This window comes from Paenibacillus sp. FSL W7-1088 (assembly GCF_037969855.1).
Taxonomy (GTDB): Bacteria; Bacillota; Bacilli; order Paenibacillales; family Paenibacillaceae; genus Paenibacillus.
Genome location: NZ_CP150216.1, coordinates 5,155,421 through 5,169,153, shown reverse-complemented (window position 1 = coordinate 5,169,153; position 13,733 = coordinate 5,155,421). Strand labels below are relative to the sequence as shown.

The 13,733-nt window shown below is 46.6% G+C and carries 17 protein-coding genes; all 17 read left to right on the top strand.

The window, feature by feature from the left end; translation table 11 throughout:
• Positions 1 to 46: 46 nt before the first annotated feature.
• The 17 genes from MKY42_RS23365 to recO all read left to right on the top strand — a co-directional run bounded on the left by MKY42_RS23365 (position 47) and on the right by recO (position 13,697).
• Positions 47 to 352 carry a hypothetical protein gene (locus MKY42_RS23365; protein ID WP_257032016.1) on the top strand — a complete coding sequence of 102 codons (306 nt, stop codon included), beginning with the start codon at positions 47 to 49 and terminating at the stop codon, positions 350 to 352.
• A gap of 213 nt (positions 353 to 565) precedes the next feature.
• A complete protein-coding gene (locus MKY42_RS23360; RefSeq protein WP_090901630.1) occupies positions 566 to 925 on the top strand; it encodes a histidine triad nucleotide-binding protein in 360 nt (119 codons plus the stop codon).
• Between the two features lie 189 nt (positions 926 to 1,114).
• Positions 1,115 to 1,288, top strand: coding sequence for a 30S ribosomal protein S21 (gene rpsU, locus MKY42_RS23355; protein ID WP_005547957.1), 174 nt, complete (start codon positions 1,115 to 1,117; stop codon positions 1,286 to 1,288).
• A gap of 15 nt (positions 1,289 to 1,303) precedes the next feature.
• On the top strand, positions 1,304 to 1,747 hold the full coding sequence (locus tag MKY42_RS23350) for a GatB/YqeY domain-containing protein (RefSeq protein ID WP_062835503.1): 444 nt from the start codon (positions 1,304 to 1,306) through the stop codon (positions 1,745 to 1,747).
• 335 nt (positions 1,748 to 2,082) lie between these two features.
• Positions 2,083 to 3,405 carry an NfeD family protein gene (locus tag MKY42_RS23345; protein ID WP_090902595.1) on the top strand — a complete coding sequence of 441 codons (1,323 nt, stop codon included), beginning with the start codon at positions 2,083 to 2,085 and terminating at the stop codon, positions 3,403 to 3,405.
• A gap of 162 nt (positions 3,406 to 3,567) precedes the next feature.
• On the top strand, positions 3,568 to 4,578 hold the full coding sequence (gene floA, locus MKY42_RS23340; RefSeq protein WP_076288088.1) for a flotillin-like protein FloA: 1,011 nt from the start codon (positions 3,568 to 3,570) through the stop codon (positions 4,576 to 4,578).
• A gap of 13 nt (positions 4,579 to 4,591) precedes the next feature.
• The gene (locus MKY42_RS23335; protein WP_179263725.1) at positions 4,592 to 5,224 is read left to right on the top strand and encodes a hypothetical protein; all 633 of its coding nucleotides are present in this window, start codon (positions 4,592 to 4,594) and stop codon (positions 5,222 to 5,224) included.
• A 172-nt stretch (positions 5,225 to 5,396) separates the two neighbouring features.
• A complete protein-coding gene (yqfC, locus tag MKY42_RS23330; RefSeq protein ID WP_024628472.1) occupies positions 5,397 to 5,690 on the top strand; it encodes a sporulation protein YqfC in 294 nt (97 codons plus the stop codon).
• Complete coding sequence (gene yqfD / locus MKY42_RS23325) at positions 5,687 to 6,880, top strand: sporulation protein YqfD (protein ID WP_090901624.1); 1,194 nt, start codon at positions 5,687 to 5,689, stop codon at positions 6,878 to 6,880. The genes yqfC and yqfD overlap by 4 nt, the downstream gene beginning before the upstream one ends.
• A gap of 6 nt (positions 6,881 to 6,886) precedes the next feature.
• Positions 6,887 to 7,858: a PhoH family protein gene (locus MKY42_RS23320; protein ID WP_090901621.1), complete on the top strand. Its 972-nt coding sequence runs from the start codon at positions 6,887 to 6,889 to the stop codon at positions 7,856 to 7,858.
• A 15-nt stretch (positions 7,859 to 7,873) separates the two neighbouring features.
• On the top strand, positions 7,874 to 10,123 hold the full coding sequence (locus MKY42_RS23315; RefSeq protein ID WP_090901618.1) for an HDIG domain-containing metalloprotein: 2,250 nt from the start codon (positions 7,874 to 7,876) through the stop codon (positions 10,121 to 10,123).
• Between the two features lie 33 nt (positions 10,124 to 10,156).
• Positions 10,157 to 10,654 carry an rRNA maturation RNase YbeY gene (gene ybeY, locus MKY42_RS23310; RefSeq protein WP_063567028.1) on the top strand — a complete coding sequence of 166 codons (498 nt, stop codon included), beginning with the start codon at positions 10,157 to 10,159 and terminating at the stop codon, positions 10,652 to 10,654.
• The gene (locus MKY42_RS23305) at positions 10,654 to 11,025 is read left to right on the top strand and encodes a diacylglycerol kinase family protein (RefSeq protein WP_163755376.1); all 372 of its coding nucleotides are present in this window, start codon (positions 10,654 to 10,656) and stop codon (positions 11,023 to 11,025) included. Before ybeY ends, MKY42_RS23305 begins: the two co-directional genes overlap by 1 nt.
• A gap of 289 nt (positions 11,026 to 11,314) precedes the next feature.
• Positions 11,315 to 11,728: a cytidine deaminase gene (locus tag MKY42_RS23300; RefSeq protein WP_339845012.1), complete on the top strand. Its 414-nt coding sequence runs from the start codon at positions 11,315 to 11,317 to the stop codon at positions 11,726 to 11,728.
• 41 nt (positions 11,729 to 11,769) lie between these two features.
• A complete protein-coding gene (gene era, locus MKY42_RS23295) occupies positions 11,770 to 12,669 on the top strand; it encodes a GTPase Era (RefSeq protein WP_090901607.1) in 900 nt (299 codons plus the stop codon).
• A gap of 101 nt (positions 12,670 to 12,770) precedes the next feature.
• Complete coding sequence (locus MKY42_RS23290) at positions 12,771 to 12,911, top strand: YqzL family protein (protein WP_090901604.1); 141 nt, start codon at positions 12,771 to 12,773, stop codon at positions 12,909 to 12,911.
• 33 nt (positions 12,912 to 12,944) lie between these two features.
• A complete protein-coding gene (gene recO, locus MKY42_RS23285) occupies positions 12,945 to 13,697 on the top strand; it encodes a DNA repair protein RecO (RefSeq protein WP_339845009.1) in 753 nt (250 codons plus the stop codon).
• Positions 13,698 to 13,733 lie beyond the last annotated feature (36 nt).

The following is a 13,733-nucleotide window of genomic DNA, read 5'->3' as shown; positions in this document are numbered from 1 at the left end:
ATTGATCGTGGAAAAGGTAGAAGCGAAGAAACTGTGTAAGGAACACATGCATCGCTATGTATGTATACAGATGCATGACGGTGCCCATTATGATGGCATCGTGGAAAATGTAGATGATGACATGATTTATTTGGCTGTTCCCGTGGGGCATGAAGCCATGGTTAATCATGCAAACGCAAACTGGGGACCGAATATGATGCCGGTTACTTATCCTGCTCATGCACGGGGATTCTTCCCGGGCTATGGTTACCCCTACCCCTACCCTTATTATGGTTATGGTCGCAGAAGGTTCAATAGGTTGGTACTGCCTCTGATTGGCCTCACTGCCTTAACATTATTACCTTATTATTAATAGAATTGTGTGATGGATTAATACGTGTGATGCGTATAATGACCTTTTTCATCTGTGGTGAACGCTCAGCAGTCCACTAAGATGTGAAAGGTTTTTTTGTTGAAAATTCCGATCTTAGTCACATAGCTGAACAGGTTAAATTGGACGTGAGTTTTCAGTTCCGGTATGATAGAAGGGTATACATAATTTTAAAATCGAAGGAGGGTATGAACAATGGATTGCTTATTTTGCAAAATTGTAGAGGGCAGCATTCCCTCCAATAAGGTACTGGAGAATGACCATGTCATCGTCTTTCATGACATCCATCCCGCTGCACCGACCCATGTACTCGTTATTCCCAAGAAACATATTGCTTCCATGAATGAAGTAACCGCGGAAGACTTGCCATTGATCGGTGAGATTCATTTGGCTGCGCAGGAAGCGGCCAAGCGTCTCGGCGTGGAAGAAACAGGTTACCGACTGATTAATAACTGCGGCAAGGATGGAGAACAGACCGTTCATCATCTGCACTATCATTTGCTTGGTGGGACCCGACTTGGGGTGTTGACAAGTTTGTCAGACTCTCACAAATAAACGATTAAAGTTACTCTAAATCAGGACTGATCCATTTATGCATAAAAGGCATGAATATGGAGCTGAAGTTCACATAAAATAAATGATCATTACGTTAAGGTTGACACCTTTATTACCTTTCGCCTATAATGAAAGGTGATGAACCGTGTTATTGCTCTTGGACGGTCTGGTCGGAGGGAGGGAAAACTGGTGTCTGAAACTAAAGTTCGCAAAAACGAGACTATTGATGCTGCACTTCGTCGTTTTAAACGCTCCATCGCTAAAGATGGCGTATTGGCTGAGGTGAAGAAACGTAAGCATTATGAGAAGCCAAGCGTAAAGCGCAAGAAAAAGTCCGAGGCTGCTCGTAAGAGAAAGTTTTAGGAGGATTTTAACTACATGAATCTTAGCGAACGATTGAACGAAGATATGAAGCAAGCGATGAAGAGTAAGGACAAGTTCAGACTCTCCAACATTCGGTTGATTCGTTCGACGATCAAGAATCTTGAAATAGATTTGAAAAGAGATTTGGATGACAACGAAGTGCTTGATATTCTGAGTCGTGAAATCAAACAGCGCAAAGATGCCCTCCAAGAATTTGACAAAGCGGGCCGTGAAGACCTCGCGGCAAATGCAAAAGCGGAAATTGAAGTACTCATCCAGTACCTTCCCGCACAACTTTCCGAAGAAGAAATTAAAGTTATTGTACAGCAGACCATCCAGGAAACCGGTGCTTCTTCGAAAGCCGAGATGGGGAAAGTTATGGCGGCCCTTATGCCGAAAGTTAAAGGCAAAGCGGACGGCAAACTGGTGAATCAAGCAGTTCAACAATTTCTGCAATAAAGCAAATCAATAAACACCTCCTGACTTGTCAGGGGGTGTTTTTTCCATTTTATATCACTGATACGGTACTCCGTTTCTACAGGAATTTGAAATGTGATCGGAAAGCGCTCATTTGTTCATGGAAATTCACAAATATTGCTTTTAAATGGATAATATTTATGATTATGGATTTAAAATGTTGCAATTACTTCCGGTTTCAAATATAATTTTAAGATTTTGAAACGAAATGTTGCATTGTACGTAATAAATACCATAAGCTGGACTGTATAACATTAATGGAAAAGGGGGGACTATTTGTGAAGGGAAAGCGCCGGAAGAAGCTTACGGGGCCATTGATGCTCATGATGCTACTGACGCTGCTGCTTCCTGTCTGGATTGGATCACCGTCAGCGCATGCAGCTGAGAAAAGTGGCGCCGTATATATCATTCCGGTAGATAAACCAATCGAGCAGGGACTTGGCAAGTTTATGGAACGTGGGTTCAAGGAAGCAGAAGAGATGAATGCTGGCCTGATTGTTCTGGATATCAATACGCCGGGAGGGCGTGTCGACACGGCAGAAGAACTAGGTACTTTAATTAAGGAAAGCCCAATTGAAACCGTTGCATTTGTCCGTGGAGATGCTGCCTCGGCCGGAAGTTTTCTGGCTTTGAATGCAGATAAGATCGTAATGTCGCCAGGCAGCATGATTGGTGCGGCAGCGATGGTGGACAGCACGGGTAAACATGTCGATGATCCGAAGTTGGTTGCATTCTGGAAGAGCAAGATGCAGGGCGCGGCTGAGAAAAGTGGCCGTGACGGCAAAATTGCAGCCGGAATGACGGATGTTAACATGGTTGTGGAGATGCCTGAGATTAATAAAACCAAAGAAAAAGGTGAAATTATTGCTCTCTCGGCCGAAGAAGCGCTGAAAGTGGGTTATGCGGACCATATCAGCAACACGCCAGAAGAAGCCGCCGCCTGGCTTGGTTACAGTCAGGATGATGTGTTCACCGTTCAGAGAACAACCGCAGAGAACATATCCACATTTCTCACCAATCCTGTCGTCATGACGGTATTGCTATTCCTCGGAATAGCCGGTGTGATCATTGAGTTGATTGTACCTGGGTTCGGAGTGCCGGGTATTGTTGGTATCGTGTGCTTTGTGCTTTATTTCTCAGGCAATTACATTGCCGGTTTTGCCGGAGCAGAGACATGGGTATTATTCACTGTCGGACTCGTCATGATGATTCTGGAGATGTTTATCCCAAGCTTCGGTATTCTGGGTATTTTGGGATCGATTGCGCTTGTCGCTGGTGTCGTGCGAGCCGCCTATGATACAAGTGATGCATTTATATCGTTAGGTATTGCTTTTGGAGCCGCGCTGGTAGTCATTGCAATCGTTGTTATTCTGTTTAAGGATCGAGGCATATGGAATCGATTCATATTAAGTGACAGGCTGTCTGCTGATCAAGGATACTCTTCGGCGACAGAACGCAAAGAGTTGATCGGTCTGCAGGGTATCAGTTTGACTCCACTTCGTCCTTCGGGAACAGCGATATTTAACGGAGAACGCGTCGATGTGGTGTCGGATGGAGATTTCATTCCGATTGATACACCAATTATTGTGATCAAAGCGGAAGGTACCCGGATTGTGGTTCAACAAGCGTTACCGGTGTAGCCCGCTCTGTTGCCGGAGTTGATTAAAGCTTCGGCAATGTACATAACCATTCTACGGAGGCTGCTAGTGGAGTGGTGTGAATCAATGCACAGCAGCAAAGTTCCACACCGTTTTTATCATGTTTCTTACAAAAATCAAATTGCAAATGGAGGAATTTTGACTATGGAACCAACCTTGATTACGGTTTTGCTCATTGCGGTAGTTGCGATTATCGTATTGAGCGTATTCTTCAGCTTTTTCCCGGTGATGCTCTGGATCTCAGCCCTTGCATCGGGCGTACGCGTGGGGATTATCACGCTGGTAGCGATGAGACTAAGACGTGTAACGCCTAGCCGGATCGTAAATCCACTGATTAAAGCAACTAAAGCCGGACTTCAATTGACAATGAACCAACTGGAGAGTCACTTCCTGGCCGGTGGTAACGTAGACCGAGTTGTCAACGCCCTGATTGCTGCACAACGTGCGAACATTCCTCTCGAATTTGAACGTGCAGCAGCGATCGACCTTGCAGGTCGTGACGTATTGCAAGCCGTACAGATGAGTGTAAACCCACGTGTTATTGAAACACCGATTGTTTCTGCGGTAGCCAAAGATGGTATCGAAGTTAAAGTAAGAGCACGGGTTACGGTTCGTGCCAATATTGACCGCCTCGTCGGTGGTGCGGGTGAAGAGACGATTATCGCCCGTGTCGGCGAAGGTATCGTAAGTACGAACGGTTCCTCGAATTCCCATAAAGACGTCCTGGAAAATCCGGATCTCATCTCCCGTACCGTATTGTCCAAAGGTCTGGATGCAGGTACCGCTTTTGAAATCCTGTCTATTGATATCGCGGACGTGGATGTAGGTAAAAACATTGGTGCCTTCCTGCAAACGGAGCAGGCAGAGGCTGACAAACGTATTGCACAGGCGAAAGCGGAAGAACGTCGTGCTATGGCCGTAGCTCAAGAGCAAGAGATGAAAGCGCGCGTAGTGGAAATGAGAGCGCGTGTGGTTGAGTCCGAATCTCAAGTACCTCTGGCAATGTCTGAAGCACTCCGCAGCGGTAAAATTGGTGTAATGGACTACATGAACCTGAAAAACATTGAAGCAGATACTCAAATGCGTAACACATTGGGAAAACCTGGTGAAGGTTCGAACTCCAACGATCAGGGTGATTCCAAAAACGGAAGATAGGCGGTGAGTGCATATGGGCCTATTTGAATGGATTTTTAACAATCTGTATATTGTAGCAGTCATCGCTTTTGCACTCTTTTCCTTCATTGGAAAAGCAGCCAAGTCGGCTGATCCGAATAAAAAGCGTCCAAGTAACGGGATGCCAACGTTTGGAGGGAGTGGTGATTCAGATCGGGATGATCGCTCGCGGGGGAATACTGCACCGCAGCAGTCATCGGCTCCTTCTGATCCCCGCTATGACGAGCAGTATGACGAACGGTACGATGAGCGGTATGAAGATGATCAGTATGAAGATGATCAGTATGATGATCGTTATGATCAAACCTATTCAGAGCCGGCGACGACATCTGCTCGTCCCGTTGATGACGATTTAGGAGGACGGAGTTCTTTGGGTGGAATGGCAAACTCGCTTGAAGAACAAATGAAAGTGATGGAGCAACGACAACGTGAAATTCGAGAGCGACTGGATCGTATTTCTACTGCAAATACACCGGTTGTGTCTGACTCGGGTTGGGATGAAGTTTCATCCAGTGAGTCTGGAACGTCCCAGCTTCGCCGGGAAGACATTCGTACTGGTGTGTTGTGGGCAGAAGTTCTCGGTTCTCCGCGCTCTAAACAACCCTTTGGGACACGAGGCAAACTATAACTTCATATGGTTTTAATAAGTGAAAAGCCGTCTCTGGTGAGCATAATCCCAGACGACGGCTTTTTTCTGTTTAGGCCTCTTTTTATTTTCACATCTAACACGTTCCGTAGTTTTCATAATTTCAGGAATCTGCGCATAAGTTGAACTGTAGAGGAAGGGGGAAGACCTTCGAATGACCCGGATCAGCCGCAAGCTGCGCAGATGGACCAGTGAAGTTCTGGATCTGCCGCAGGACGTGCTTTACGATATGCCACGGTTAACCCTGATCGGCACAAAGCAATTGTATATAGAGAATCATCGTGGTGTCATTCATTTTACACCGGATCGCATCGTTCTGGCTCTCTCACAGGGTCAGTTGGAGATCAAAGGGACTGAACTGATGATTCGAAATATTTTGCCGGATGAAGTAGCTGTTGAAGGAACAATTCTGGATATTCATATGAATGGAGCGGAGGGGAACGGATGAAGCAGCCCAGTCTGTACAAACTGCGCGGAGCAGTCCGAATCACGGTTACTGGGGGGGATATTGAAGCATTAATCAATACGCTGGCAGAGCAGGGACTGGAAGTATGGGACCTGCGTGCCCATGACGGACGCAAGGCAGAAATGAATATTCTGCTACCGCATTTTTTCAGGCTGCGTCCTTTGCTGAAACGGACAGGCTGCCGGGTAAAGGTGACACACCGAAGTGGGTTTCCTTTTTTTGCAGCCCGTTTGCTAAGAAGGAAGTTCTTTCTGGGCGGCATGTTGTTTTTTGTAGCAGCTCTGTTTGCATTGTCATCGATGGTTTGGGATGTAGAAGTGAAAGGCAATGTGACGATTCCCACGGATGAAGTGCTCGCAGCAGCAAAGAAAGAAGGTATCTATCCCTTCCAGTGGGGATTTCGGCTGCAAAGCCAGGACAAGCTCTCCAGACAGCTCGCGCTGGCTCTTCCAGATGTAACCTGGATCGGGGTGAGCAAAGAAGGGACAACCATCACCATCCAGGTTGTGGAGTCAGCACAGCCCAAGCGTGAACCACTGCTGAACCCGAGACACTTGGTCAGTAAAACAGATGCTGTAATCACTCAAATTTATGCCGAGCAGGGGCGCCCTGTCGTGCAGAAGGACATGCGTGTCAAGAAGGGACAGGTCCTGATATCCGGTATTTTGGGAGATGAAGAGAATACAAAGACCATTGTTGCCAAAGGGGAAGTGCGCGGACTGGTATGGCGTGAATATCAAGTCGAAGTCCCTCTTGTGCAGAAACATAATACAATGACTGGAGAAAGCAAGGAACGTTTTTACATTGTGCTGGGGAAATGGGCGGTACAACTCTGGGGATACGGGAATACGCCTTTTACCACATTTGATACCGAAAGTGATCATAAGCCGCTGACCTGGAGATCCTTCACACTTCCCATGGGATGGCTGACAGAGAAAGATTTGGAAACGCGGGAACAAGAGGAGCAGCACACGGTTGAATGGGCTAGAACGAAAGGATTGGAAGGAGCAAGAAACGATATTATCGCTAAAAACGGCAAAGGAACGAAAATTTTAAGCGAAAAAATTTTGCATGAGAAGAAAGAGAATGGTAAAGTTTATATGAAAGTATTATTTGAAGTGGAAGAAAGCATTGCGGAAGAACTTCCGTTAGTCCATAGTCAAGGAGAATGAGGCTATTTGTCAGAGCAAACACGCAGCATACGAATCTCCCTCCAAAGTGCGGGAGAGGGTCAATCTCTTTTTGGACCCCAAGATATTTTTCTGAAACAAATTGAATCCGAGATTCCTGCCCAGATCGCATCCCGTGAAGCGGAGATTGTAATCCATGGCAACATTCAGAATGTAGAATCGCTTGAACAATTATTTGATGTGTTGTTGCAATTGGTACGTAACGGATACGTGTTAACCGAAAGGGACGTTAAGTATGCCATTGAGCTGGCAAAAGAACTGCGTGCAGACCAGCTTCTGGATCTGTTCAAAGGCGAGATTACAACGACGTACCGTGGGAAGCCGATCCGTGTTAAAACGATTGGACAGAAACACTATGTAACTACAATTAAAAAACGTGATGTTGTATTTGGTATCGGTCCTGCCGGTACAGGTAAAACGTATCTTGCTGTTGTGCTGGCTGTGGCAGCACTTAAGGAAGGAAGCGTCAAGCGGATCGTGCTCACAAGACCTGCAGTTGAAGCGGGAGAGAGTCTTGGTTTCTTGCCTGGTGATCTTCAGGAAAAAGTTGATCCTTATTTACGGCCGCTGTATGACGCTTTGTACGATGTTATGGGACAAGAGCAGACTGCGAAAGCACTGGAGCGCGGTTTGATTGAAATTGCACCTCTAGCCTATATGCGGGGACGTACACTGGATGATTCGTTTATTATCCTGGATGAAGCCCAGAATACGACACCGGAGCAGATGAAAATGTTTCTGACCCGTCTCGGTTTTGGCTCCAAAATGGTCATTACTGGTGACGTGACACAAATCGATTTACCGCGCGGCAAAAAGTCGGGGCTTGTGGAGGCAAATACAATCCTGGGCCAAGTGGAAGAGATTGGATTTGTCTATTTTGCCGAGCAAGACGTTGTACGGCACTCCCTCGTCCAGAAAATTATCGTCGCCTATAACCACGCCGCAGAAAATCAAGAATAGAAAGGGATTGTCTCGATGACCTCGAAGGAACTGTCAAAAGGCAAATCTTTTCAAAATAGAGCTACAGGATGGAAGTATAGCGTGTGGGCACGCTATCTTCTGTTTTTGTTTCTGGTGATCCTCTTCTACGTGGGTCTTGCTTCCAAGCTGCTCCCTGAGCGGTATGATATCCAGGAAGGCACACGGAGTGAAGTCAATATTGCTGCGCCCATGCAGATCCCGAATACCAAGGCTACACTGAAAGCGCAAGAAGAAGCTGCTGAACGTGTGCAGCCGATGTTTCAGATCGTGCAGATGCGGAACGAAAATCTGATAACGACTCTGCTTGATCGTATTGATCGACTGAATCAGGATGATCAGATTTCCAGTCAGGACAAGATTGACATCTATCGTGATGAAATACCACAGCGTCAGAAAGACTTTGTTTCCAACTTTATCAACAACAACCGGAAAGCGGGTACATACTCCGAAACGCTGTTGGAAGAGATCAGAAATGTGGTACAGGAGCAGAGCTACCGCATCCCGGAAGAGACATATATCAAAATTTCACGTCTGACTTCGGATGATATTCAGGAGATGAAGGCCGTCGCTCGGGATATCGTCTCCAGATTAATGACCGACCAGATTAGTGAGGCAACAACAGCTCGTGCCAAAGTGGCCGAGATGGTGAGTGTGAGCTCCTTAAGCAAGCGTACGCAGCGTGAGGTTGTGCAGGAGCTTGCTCGTCTTGTAGTGACGTCCAACCGCTTCTACGATGAAGAGGGTACAAAAGAAGCTAAAGTACAGGCTCGTGAGAACACTCAAACGGTGTTTATCAAGCAAGGCGATACGCTTGTTGCCAAGGGTGAGATGATTACCCCGGAGATGTACACCCTTCTGGGCGAGAACGATTTGCTGAAAAACGAAGTGAACTATTGGCCTCAGCTTGGACTACTTATGCTGTCCTGTCTGTTGTCTGCAGCGATTCTCATGTACATTCAGCAATTCAGCGGAACGCATTTCAAATATAATAATGCTCAGCTGCTGATGCTTGTTCTCATATTTATCATTACGATTGTGGTTATGCATGTTACTGCGATACTCCAGACCAGTGAGAATTCATACGTAGGCTTTCTTGCTCCTGTTGCCGTAGGAGCCATGCTAATTGCATTGCTGCTGGATACATCGCTTGCCTTTGTCTGCTCGATTATTATCGGCATGCTGTCGAGCATTATTTTGAATACACATCAGGGTCAGATTTTTGACTTTGAACTTGGATTCTTCGCCGTGTTAGTATCGTTTGTTGCGATCTTCGCCACCCATCGGGCAAGTCAGCGGTCTACGATCCTGAAAGGCGCCATTATGGTTTGTCTTTTCGGATCGATCGCAGTTTTCACGCTGGCTCTGATTGACTCAAGTGACTGGAACCGGACGACAACGCTGTACGGCATCGGATTTGCGTTTGCCGGTGGCGTACTGACCGCCATATTGGTTATTGGGCTGATGCCGTTTTTTGAAACCTCGTTTGGCATCTTGTCTGCGCTGAAACTGGTGGAACTGTCTAATCCCAATCACCCACTATTGCGCAAACTGCTAACAGAGACACCGGGCACATATCACCACAGTGTGATGGTAGGAAACCTTTCAGAAGCCGCCGCGGAGGCAATCGGTGCCAATGGGTTGTTATGTCGGGTCGGCTCGTATTACCATGATATTGGCAAGACCAAGCGACCGATTTATTTTATTGAAAATCAAAACAATATGGAAAATCCGCATGATTCGATTGATCCAAAGCTGAGCAAGTCCATTATAGTGGCTCACGCACGCGATGGTGTGGAAATGCAGAAGGACTACAAGCTGCCTAGGCCTATTCGGGACATTGCTGAGCAGCATCATGGAACAACTTTCCTGCATTATTTCTATCACAAAGCACTGCGTCAGGCTGAGGAAGCAGGAGTAGAACCTGATTTTACGGAAGATGATTTCCGTTATCCGGGTCCCAAGGCTCAGTCCAAAGAGTCGGCAATTGTTGGTATTGCTGACAGCGTGGAAGCTGCGGTTCGTTCCTTACGGAAACCTACTGTGGAACAAGTGGAGTCCATGATCGAAAAGATTATTAAAGGTCGGCTGGACGATCATCAGTTTAACGATTGTGATCTGACGATGCGGGAGCTGGATATCGTCGCCAAGACCCTTAAGGAAACCGTTATGGGCATATTCCACTCCAGGATTGAATATCCGGAAGAAATGAAGAAACCGAAGCCAACCTCGCCTGAAGCAGGTTGATTCGCTAATATGAGAAGACAGGAGTATGAAAGAATGAGTCTTAACCTAGCTTGGAATAATGAACAACAGGATAAAGAAATTACCGAACCGATGATTGCAATGCTGGAACAGCTGCTGAACCTTGCAGGGGAAGCAGAGGGTGTTGCGGACGGGGAAGTAGCCCTGACTTTCGTAGATGATGAGCAGATTCATGAGCTGAACCGTGACTATCGCGGCATTGATCGTCCAACAGATGTATTGTCTTTTGCAATGAATGAGACTGTGGATGAGGAGCTGGATATCATCTACGAACTGGACGAGGATGAGGAAATGGAAGAAATGCCTGATGTGCTGGGGGATATTATTATTTCTGTTCCACGGACCATTCTGCAGAGTGAAGAATATGGCCATTCATTTGAACGTGAGCTCGGGTTCCTGTTTGTTCATGGCTTCTTGCATCTGCTTGGATATGATCATCAGGATGAAGCCAGCGAAGCCGAAATGATGGGCAAACAGGAAGCGGTACTCGCCCAAGCCGGGTTGACACGATAATGAAAAGGCGCTCCTGGGGGATGGTATTCCGTAATGCTGCGGAAGGAATCGTATACGGGCTGCGGACTCAGCGGAATGTAAGAGTTCATACAGGAGTCGCCATTTTGATGTGTGCAGCCGGCTTTTTTTTCGGGATTTCCAGAACGGACTGGATGTTTGTATTAACAGCTGTCTTTCTGGTTCTTGTGACGGAGCTGATGAATACAGCAGTGGAAGCTGCGGTAGATCTGGCGCATCCGCATATACATCCGCTGGCAAAAGCGGCGAAGGACACCGCGGCCGGTGCAGTTTTGCTGGCTGCGGTGTTCGCCGTCATCATCGGGTGTGTCGTTTTCATTAAGCCGGTGATGAGCTGGCTGGGTTTGCTCTGATTCTGTTTTTGTTTTGATTTTAATATTACACACAAATTATAAAGTTGGACTCATTTTTAAGTTGGACTTCTGGTTTGCACAATAACGGAGAGGTCAGAAAAAACCTGTAGAAGCGAAGCGTTCGCCTTTATCCCCGGATTTTCACTTTGGAAAAGGGAATCAATAAAATCTGGGGATAACAGCGATCGTAAGGTTGTTCTGACAGCGGAGAGGCTAGTGCAAATGTTTTTAAGTTAAACTTAACTCATTGAGTGCAACTTTATATACACCCCAAAGGGAGAGATTAATTATGGATAATGGTTTATTGATGCAAGAAGCAATTAAGGCACGTACGAAAGCGTATACGCCTTATTCTCATTTTGGTGTAGGTGCAGCTTTGCTTGACAGTGAGGGACATGTGCATCATGGTTGTAATATTGAGAATGCTGCTTATACGCCAGGCAACTGTGCTGAGCGTACAGCTATGTTCAGCGCGATTGCAGGAGGTAAGCAACCACGCAGTTTCAAAGCCATGGCCATTGTAGGAGATACAGAGGGCCCGATTGCTCCATGCGGCGTATGTCGTCAAGTAATGTACGAGCTGTGTGAACCGGATATGAAAGTTATTCTGGGTAACTTGAAAGGTGATCTGCAGGAAACTACAGTTGCCGAACTATTGCCATGGGCTTTTGGACCATCTGATCTGAACTCTGCTAAAAAGTAAAAACCAATACATTCCAGGCCTAGGCGCCTGAGGAGGAACATATGAAAAAACAAGCATTTAAGTCCGGCTTTGTAGCCATTATTGGACGTCCCAATGTAGGTAAATCCACATTGATGAACCAAGTCATTGGACAAAAAATTGCAATCATGTCGGACAAGCCACAGACGACGCGTAACAAGATTCATGGTGTATATACATCGGAACAACAACAAATCGTTTTCCTGGATACGCCAGGGATTCACAAACGTCAATCCAAGCTCGGCGATTACATGAACCAGACCGCTTTGAACACGCTCGGAGAAGTCGAAGCTGCTCTGTTCCTGATCGATGCCTCGGAAGGCATGGGCGGTGGTGACCGTTATATTGCCGAACAATTGAAAAATGTGCGGACGCCTGTCATTCTTGTCATGAACAAAATTGATAAAATTGAGCCGGAAGCACTGCTTCCGCTGATTGAGGAATATCGCAAGCTGCACAATTTCGCTGAAATCGTACCTGTTTCTGCCATGCTCGGCAGCAATGTAAGCACGTTGCTGGAGCAGCTCGGCAAGTATTTGCCGGAAGGTCCGCAGTACTATCCAGATGACCAGGTCACAGACCATCCAGAGCAGTTTGTTTGTGCCGAGTTAATTCGGGAGAAAATTTTGCAAATGACGCGCGAAGAAGTTCCTCACTCCATTGCAGTAACGATTGAGGATATGAAAGTACAGGACAACGGCGTCGTTTATATTTCAGCCGTCATCTTTGTGGAGCGTGATTCACAAAAAGGGATCATTATCGGAAAACAGGGTGCCTTGCTCAAAGAAGTGGGGAAACGTGCCCGTCAGGATATTCAGAATCTGTTGGGCTCCAAAATCTTCATGGATCTTTGGGTTAAAGTGAAGAAGGACTGGAGAAACCAGGAGCGAGTGCTGAGAGATCTGGGATTCGGTCGCGAATAATAAATGTAGTATCCAGTAATTGCATCACATAGTTTACCTTGCAGGACTCCATCCTATCTGGTAGAAGCAGACGTCATTTCCGAAGAGAGGATGAAATTCCGATGCGAGATTTTTCGTGGAAGGTTTTTGCGATGACGGGGGATGTGGAATCCTATCTGTTGTATGCCGAGGCGTGTGGCTCGGTGGGACAGGAGTCTGAACCTGCAAGGGAAGTGATTGAAGATGAAGAAGCCGAAGGTTAATTGGCTAATTCGGGAATGGTTAGGTGACGAGGCATGCTATATAGGGTGGAAGGGATTGTCATCCGCAGCATGGACTACGGCGAGGGGAACAAAATCATTACGCTTTGCACCGAAAGCGGCGGGAAAGTAGGGGTACTCGTCCGCGGTGCCAAAAAGCCCAAAAGCCGACATGCTGCACTGGTGCAGCCATTTACGTACGGTCAATATGTATATTTTCGCAACACAGGGCTGGGAACACTAAACGCAGGTGAGATTATCGAATCTTATCACGAGCTGCGTGAAGATCTGATTAAGGCCTCCTATGCATCTTATGCTTGTGAACTGCTGGATCGTGTGTTGCAGGATGAAGAGACAGGTACGTTCTGGTTCAAACAGTTGAAGGCCTGTCTTCAGGCGTTGAAGGAAGAGAAGGATCCGGTCGTCATCACAAGTCTGTATGAAATGAAAATATTACAGGCAGCCGGGTACGGACCTCAGCTTGATGATTGCATTTCTTGTGGTCACGAGCGTCCGGATGAGCAATTATTGGTTAGTCCAAGGCTCGGGGGCGTTCTGTGCCGTGCTTGCAAACACTTTGATCCTCCGGCAATGTCGGTGAGTCCGAAGGCGTTGAAGCTCTTGCGTCTGTTTGCACAATTGGATCTGCAAAGGCTTGGTAATATATCGGTGAGCGAAGGTACCCGGGATGAGATCAAAAAAATCATGCGGGCCTTTATGGATCATCAGCTAGGCTTGAATCTAAAATCCCGTTCTTTTCTTGATCAAATGGAAAAGTACGGGATTTGAGTCGTCTTGATAACAAATAAGTAATATATCTTGACT

Excerpts from the sequence above, each read along its gene's own strand:
- MKY42_RS23365 (WP_257032016.1), top strand. The coding sequence starts at position 47 with ATGCATCGCTATGTATGTATACAGATGCATGACGGTGCCCATTATGAT.
- MKY42_RS23360 (WP_090901630.1), top strand. The coding sequence starts at position 566 with ATGGATTGCTTATTTTGCAAAATTGTAGAGGGCAGCATTCCCTCCAAT.
- MKY42_RS23350 (WP_062835503.1), top strand. The coding sequence starts at position 1,304 with ATGAATCTTAGCGAACGATTGAACGAAGATATGAAGCAAGCGATGAAG.
- MKY42_RS23345 (WP_090902595.1), top strand. The coding sequence starts at position 2,083 with ATGCTCATGATGCTACTGACGCTGCTGCTTCCTGTCTGGATTGGATCA.
- floA (WP_076288088.1), top strand. The coding sequence starts at position 3,568 with ATGGAACCAACCTTGATTACGGTTTTGCTCATTGCGGTAGTTGCGATT.
- MKY42_RS23335 (WP_179263725.1), top strand. The coding sequence starts at position 4,592 with ATGGGCCTATTTGAATGGATTTTTAACAATCTGTATATTGTAGCAGTC.
- yqfC (WP_024628472.1), top strand. The coding sequence starts at position 5,397 with ATGACCCGGATCAGCCGCAAGCTGCGCAGATGGACCAGTGAAGTTCTG.
- yqfD (WP_090901624.1), top strand. The coding sequence starts at position 5,687 with ATGAAGCAGCCCAGTCTGTACAAACTGCGCGGAGCAGTCCGAATCACG.
- MKY42_RS23315 (WP_090901618.1), top strand. The coding sequence starts at position 7,874 with ATGACCTCGAAGGAACTGTCAAAAGGCAAATCTTTTCAAAATAGAGCT.
- ybeY (WP_063567028.1), top strand. The coding sequence starts at position 10,157 with ATGAGTCTTAACCTAGCTTGGAATAATGAACAACAGGATAAAGAAATT.
- MKY42_RS23305 (WP_163755376.1), top strand. The coding sequence starts at position 10,654 with ATGAAAAGGCGCTCCTGGGGGATGGTATTCCGTAATGCTGCGGAAGGA.
- MKY42_RS23300 (WP_339845012.1), top strand. The coding sequence starts at position 11,315 with ATGGATAATGGTTTATTGATGCAAGAAGCAATTAAGGCACGTACGAAA.
- era (WP_090901607.1), top strand. The coding sequence starts at position 11,770 with ATGAAAAAACAAGCATTTAAGTCCGGCTTTGTAGCCATTATTGGACGT.
- MKY42_RS23290 (WP_090901604.1), top strand. The coding sequence starts at position 12,771 with ATGCGAGATTTTTCGTGGAAGGTTTTTGCGATGACGGGGGATGTGGAA.
- recO (WP_339845009.1), top strand. The coding sequence starts at position 12,945 with ATGCTATATAGGGTGGAAGGGATTGTCATCCGCAGCATGGACTACGGC.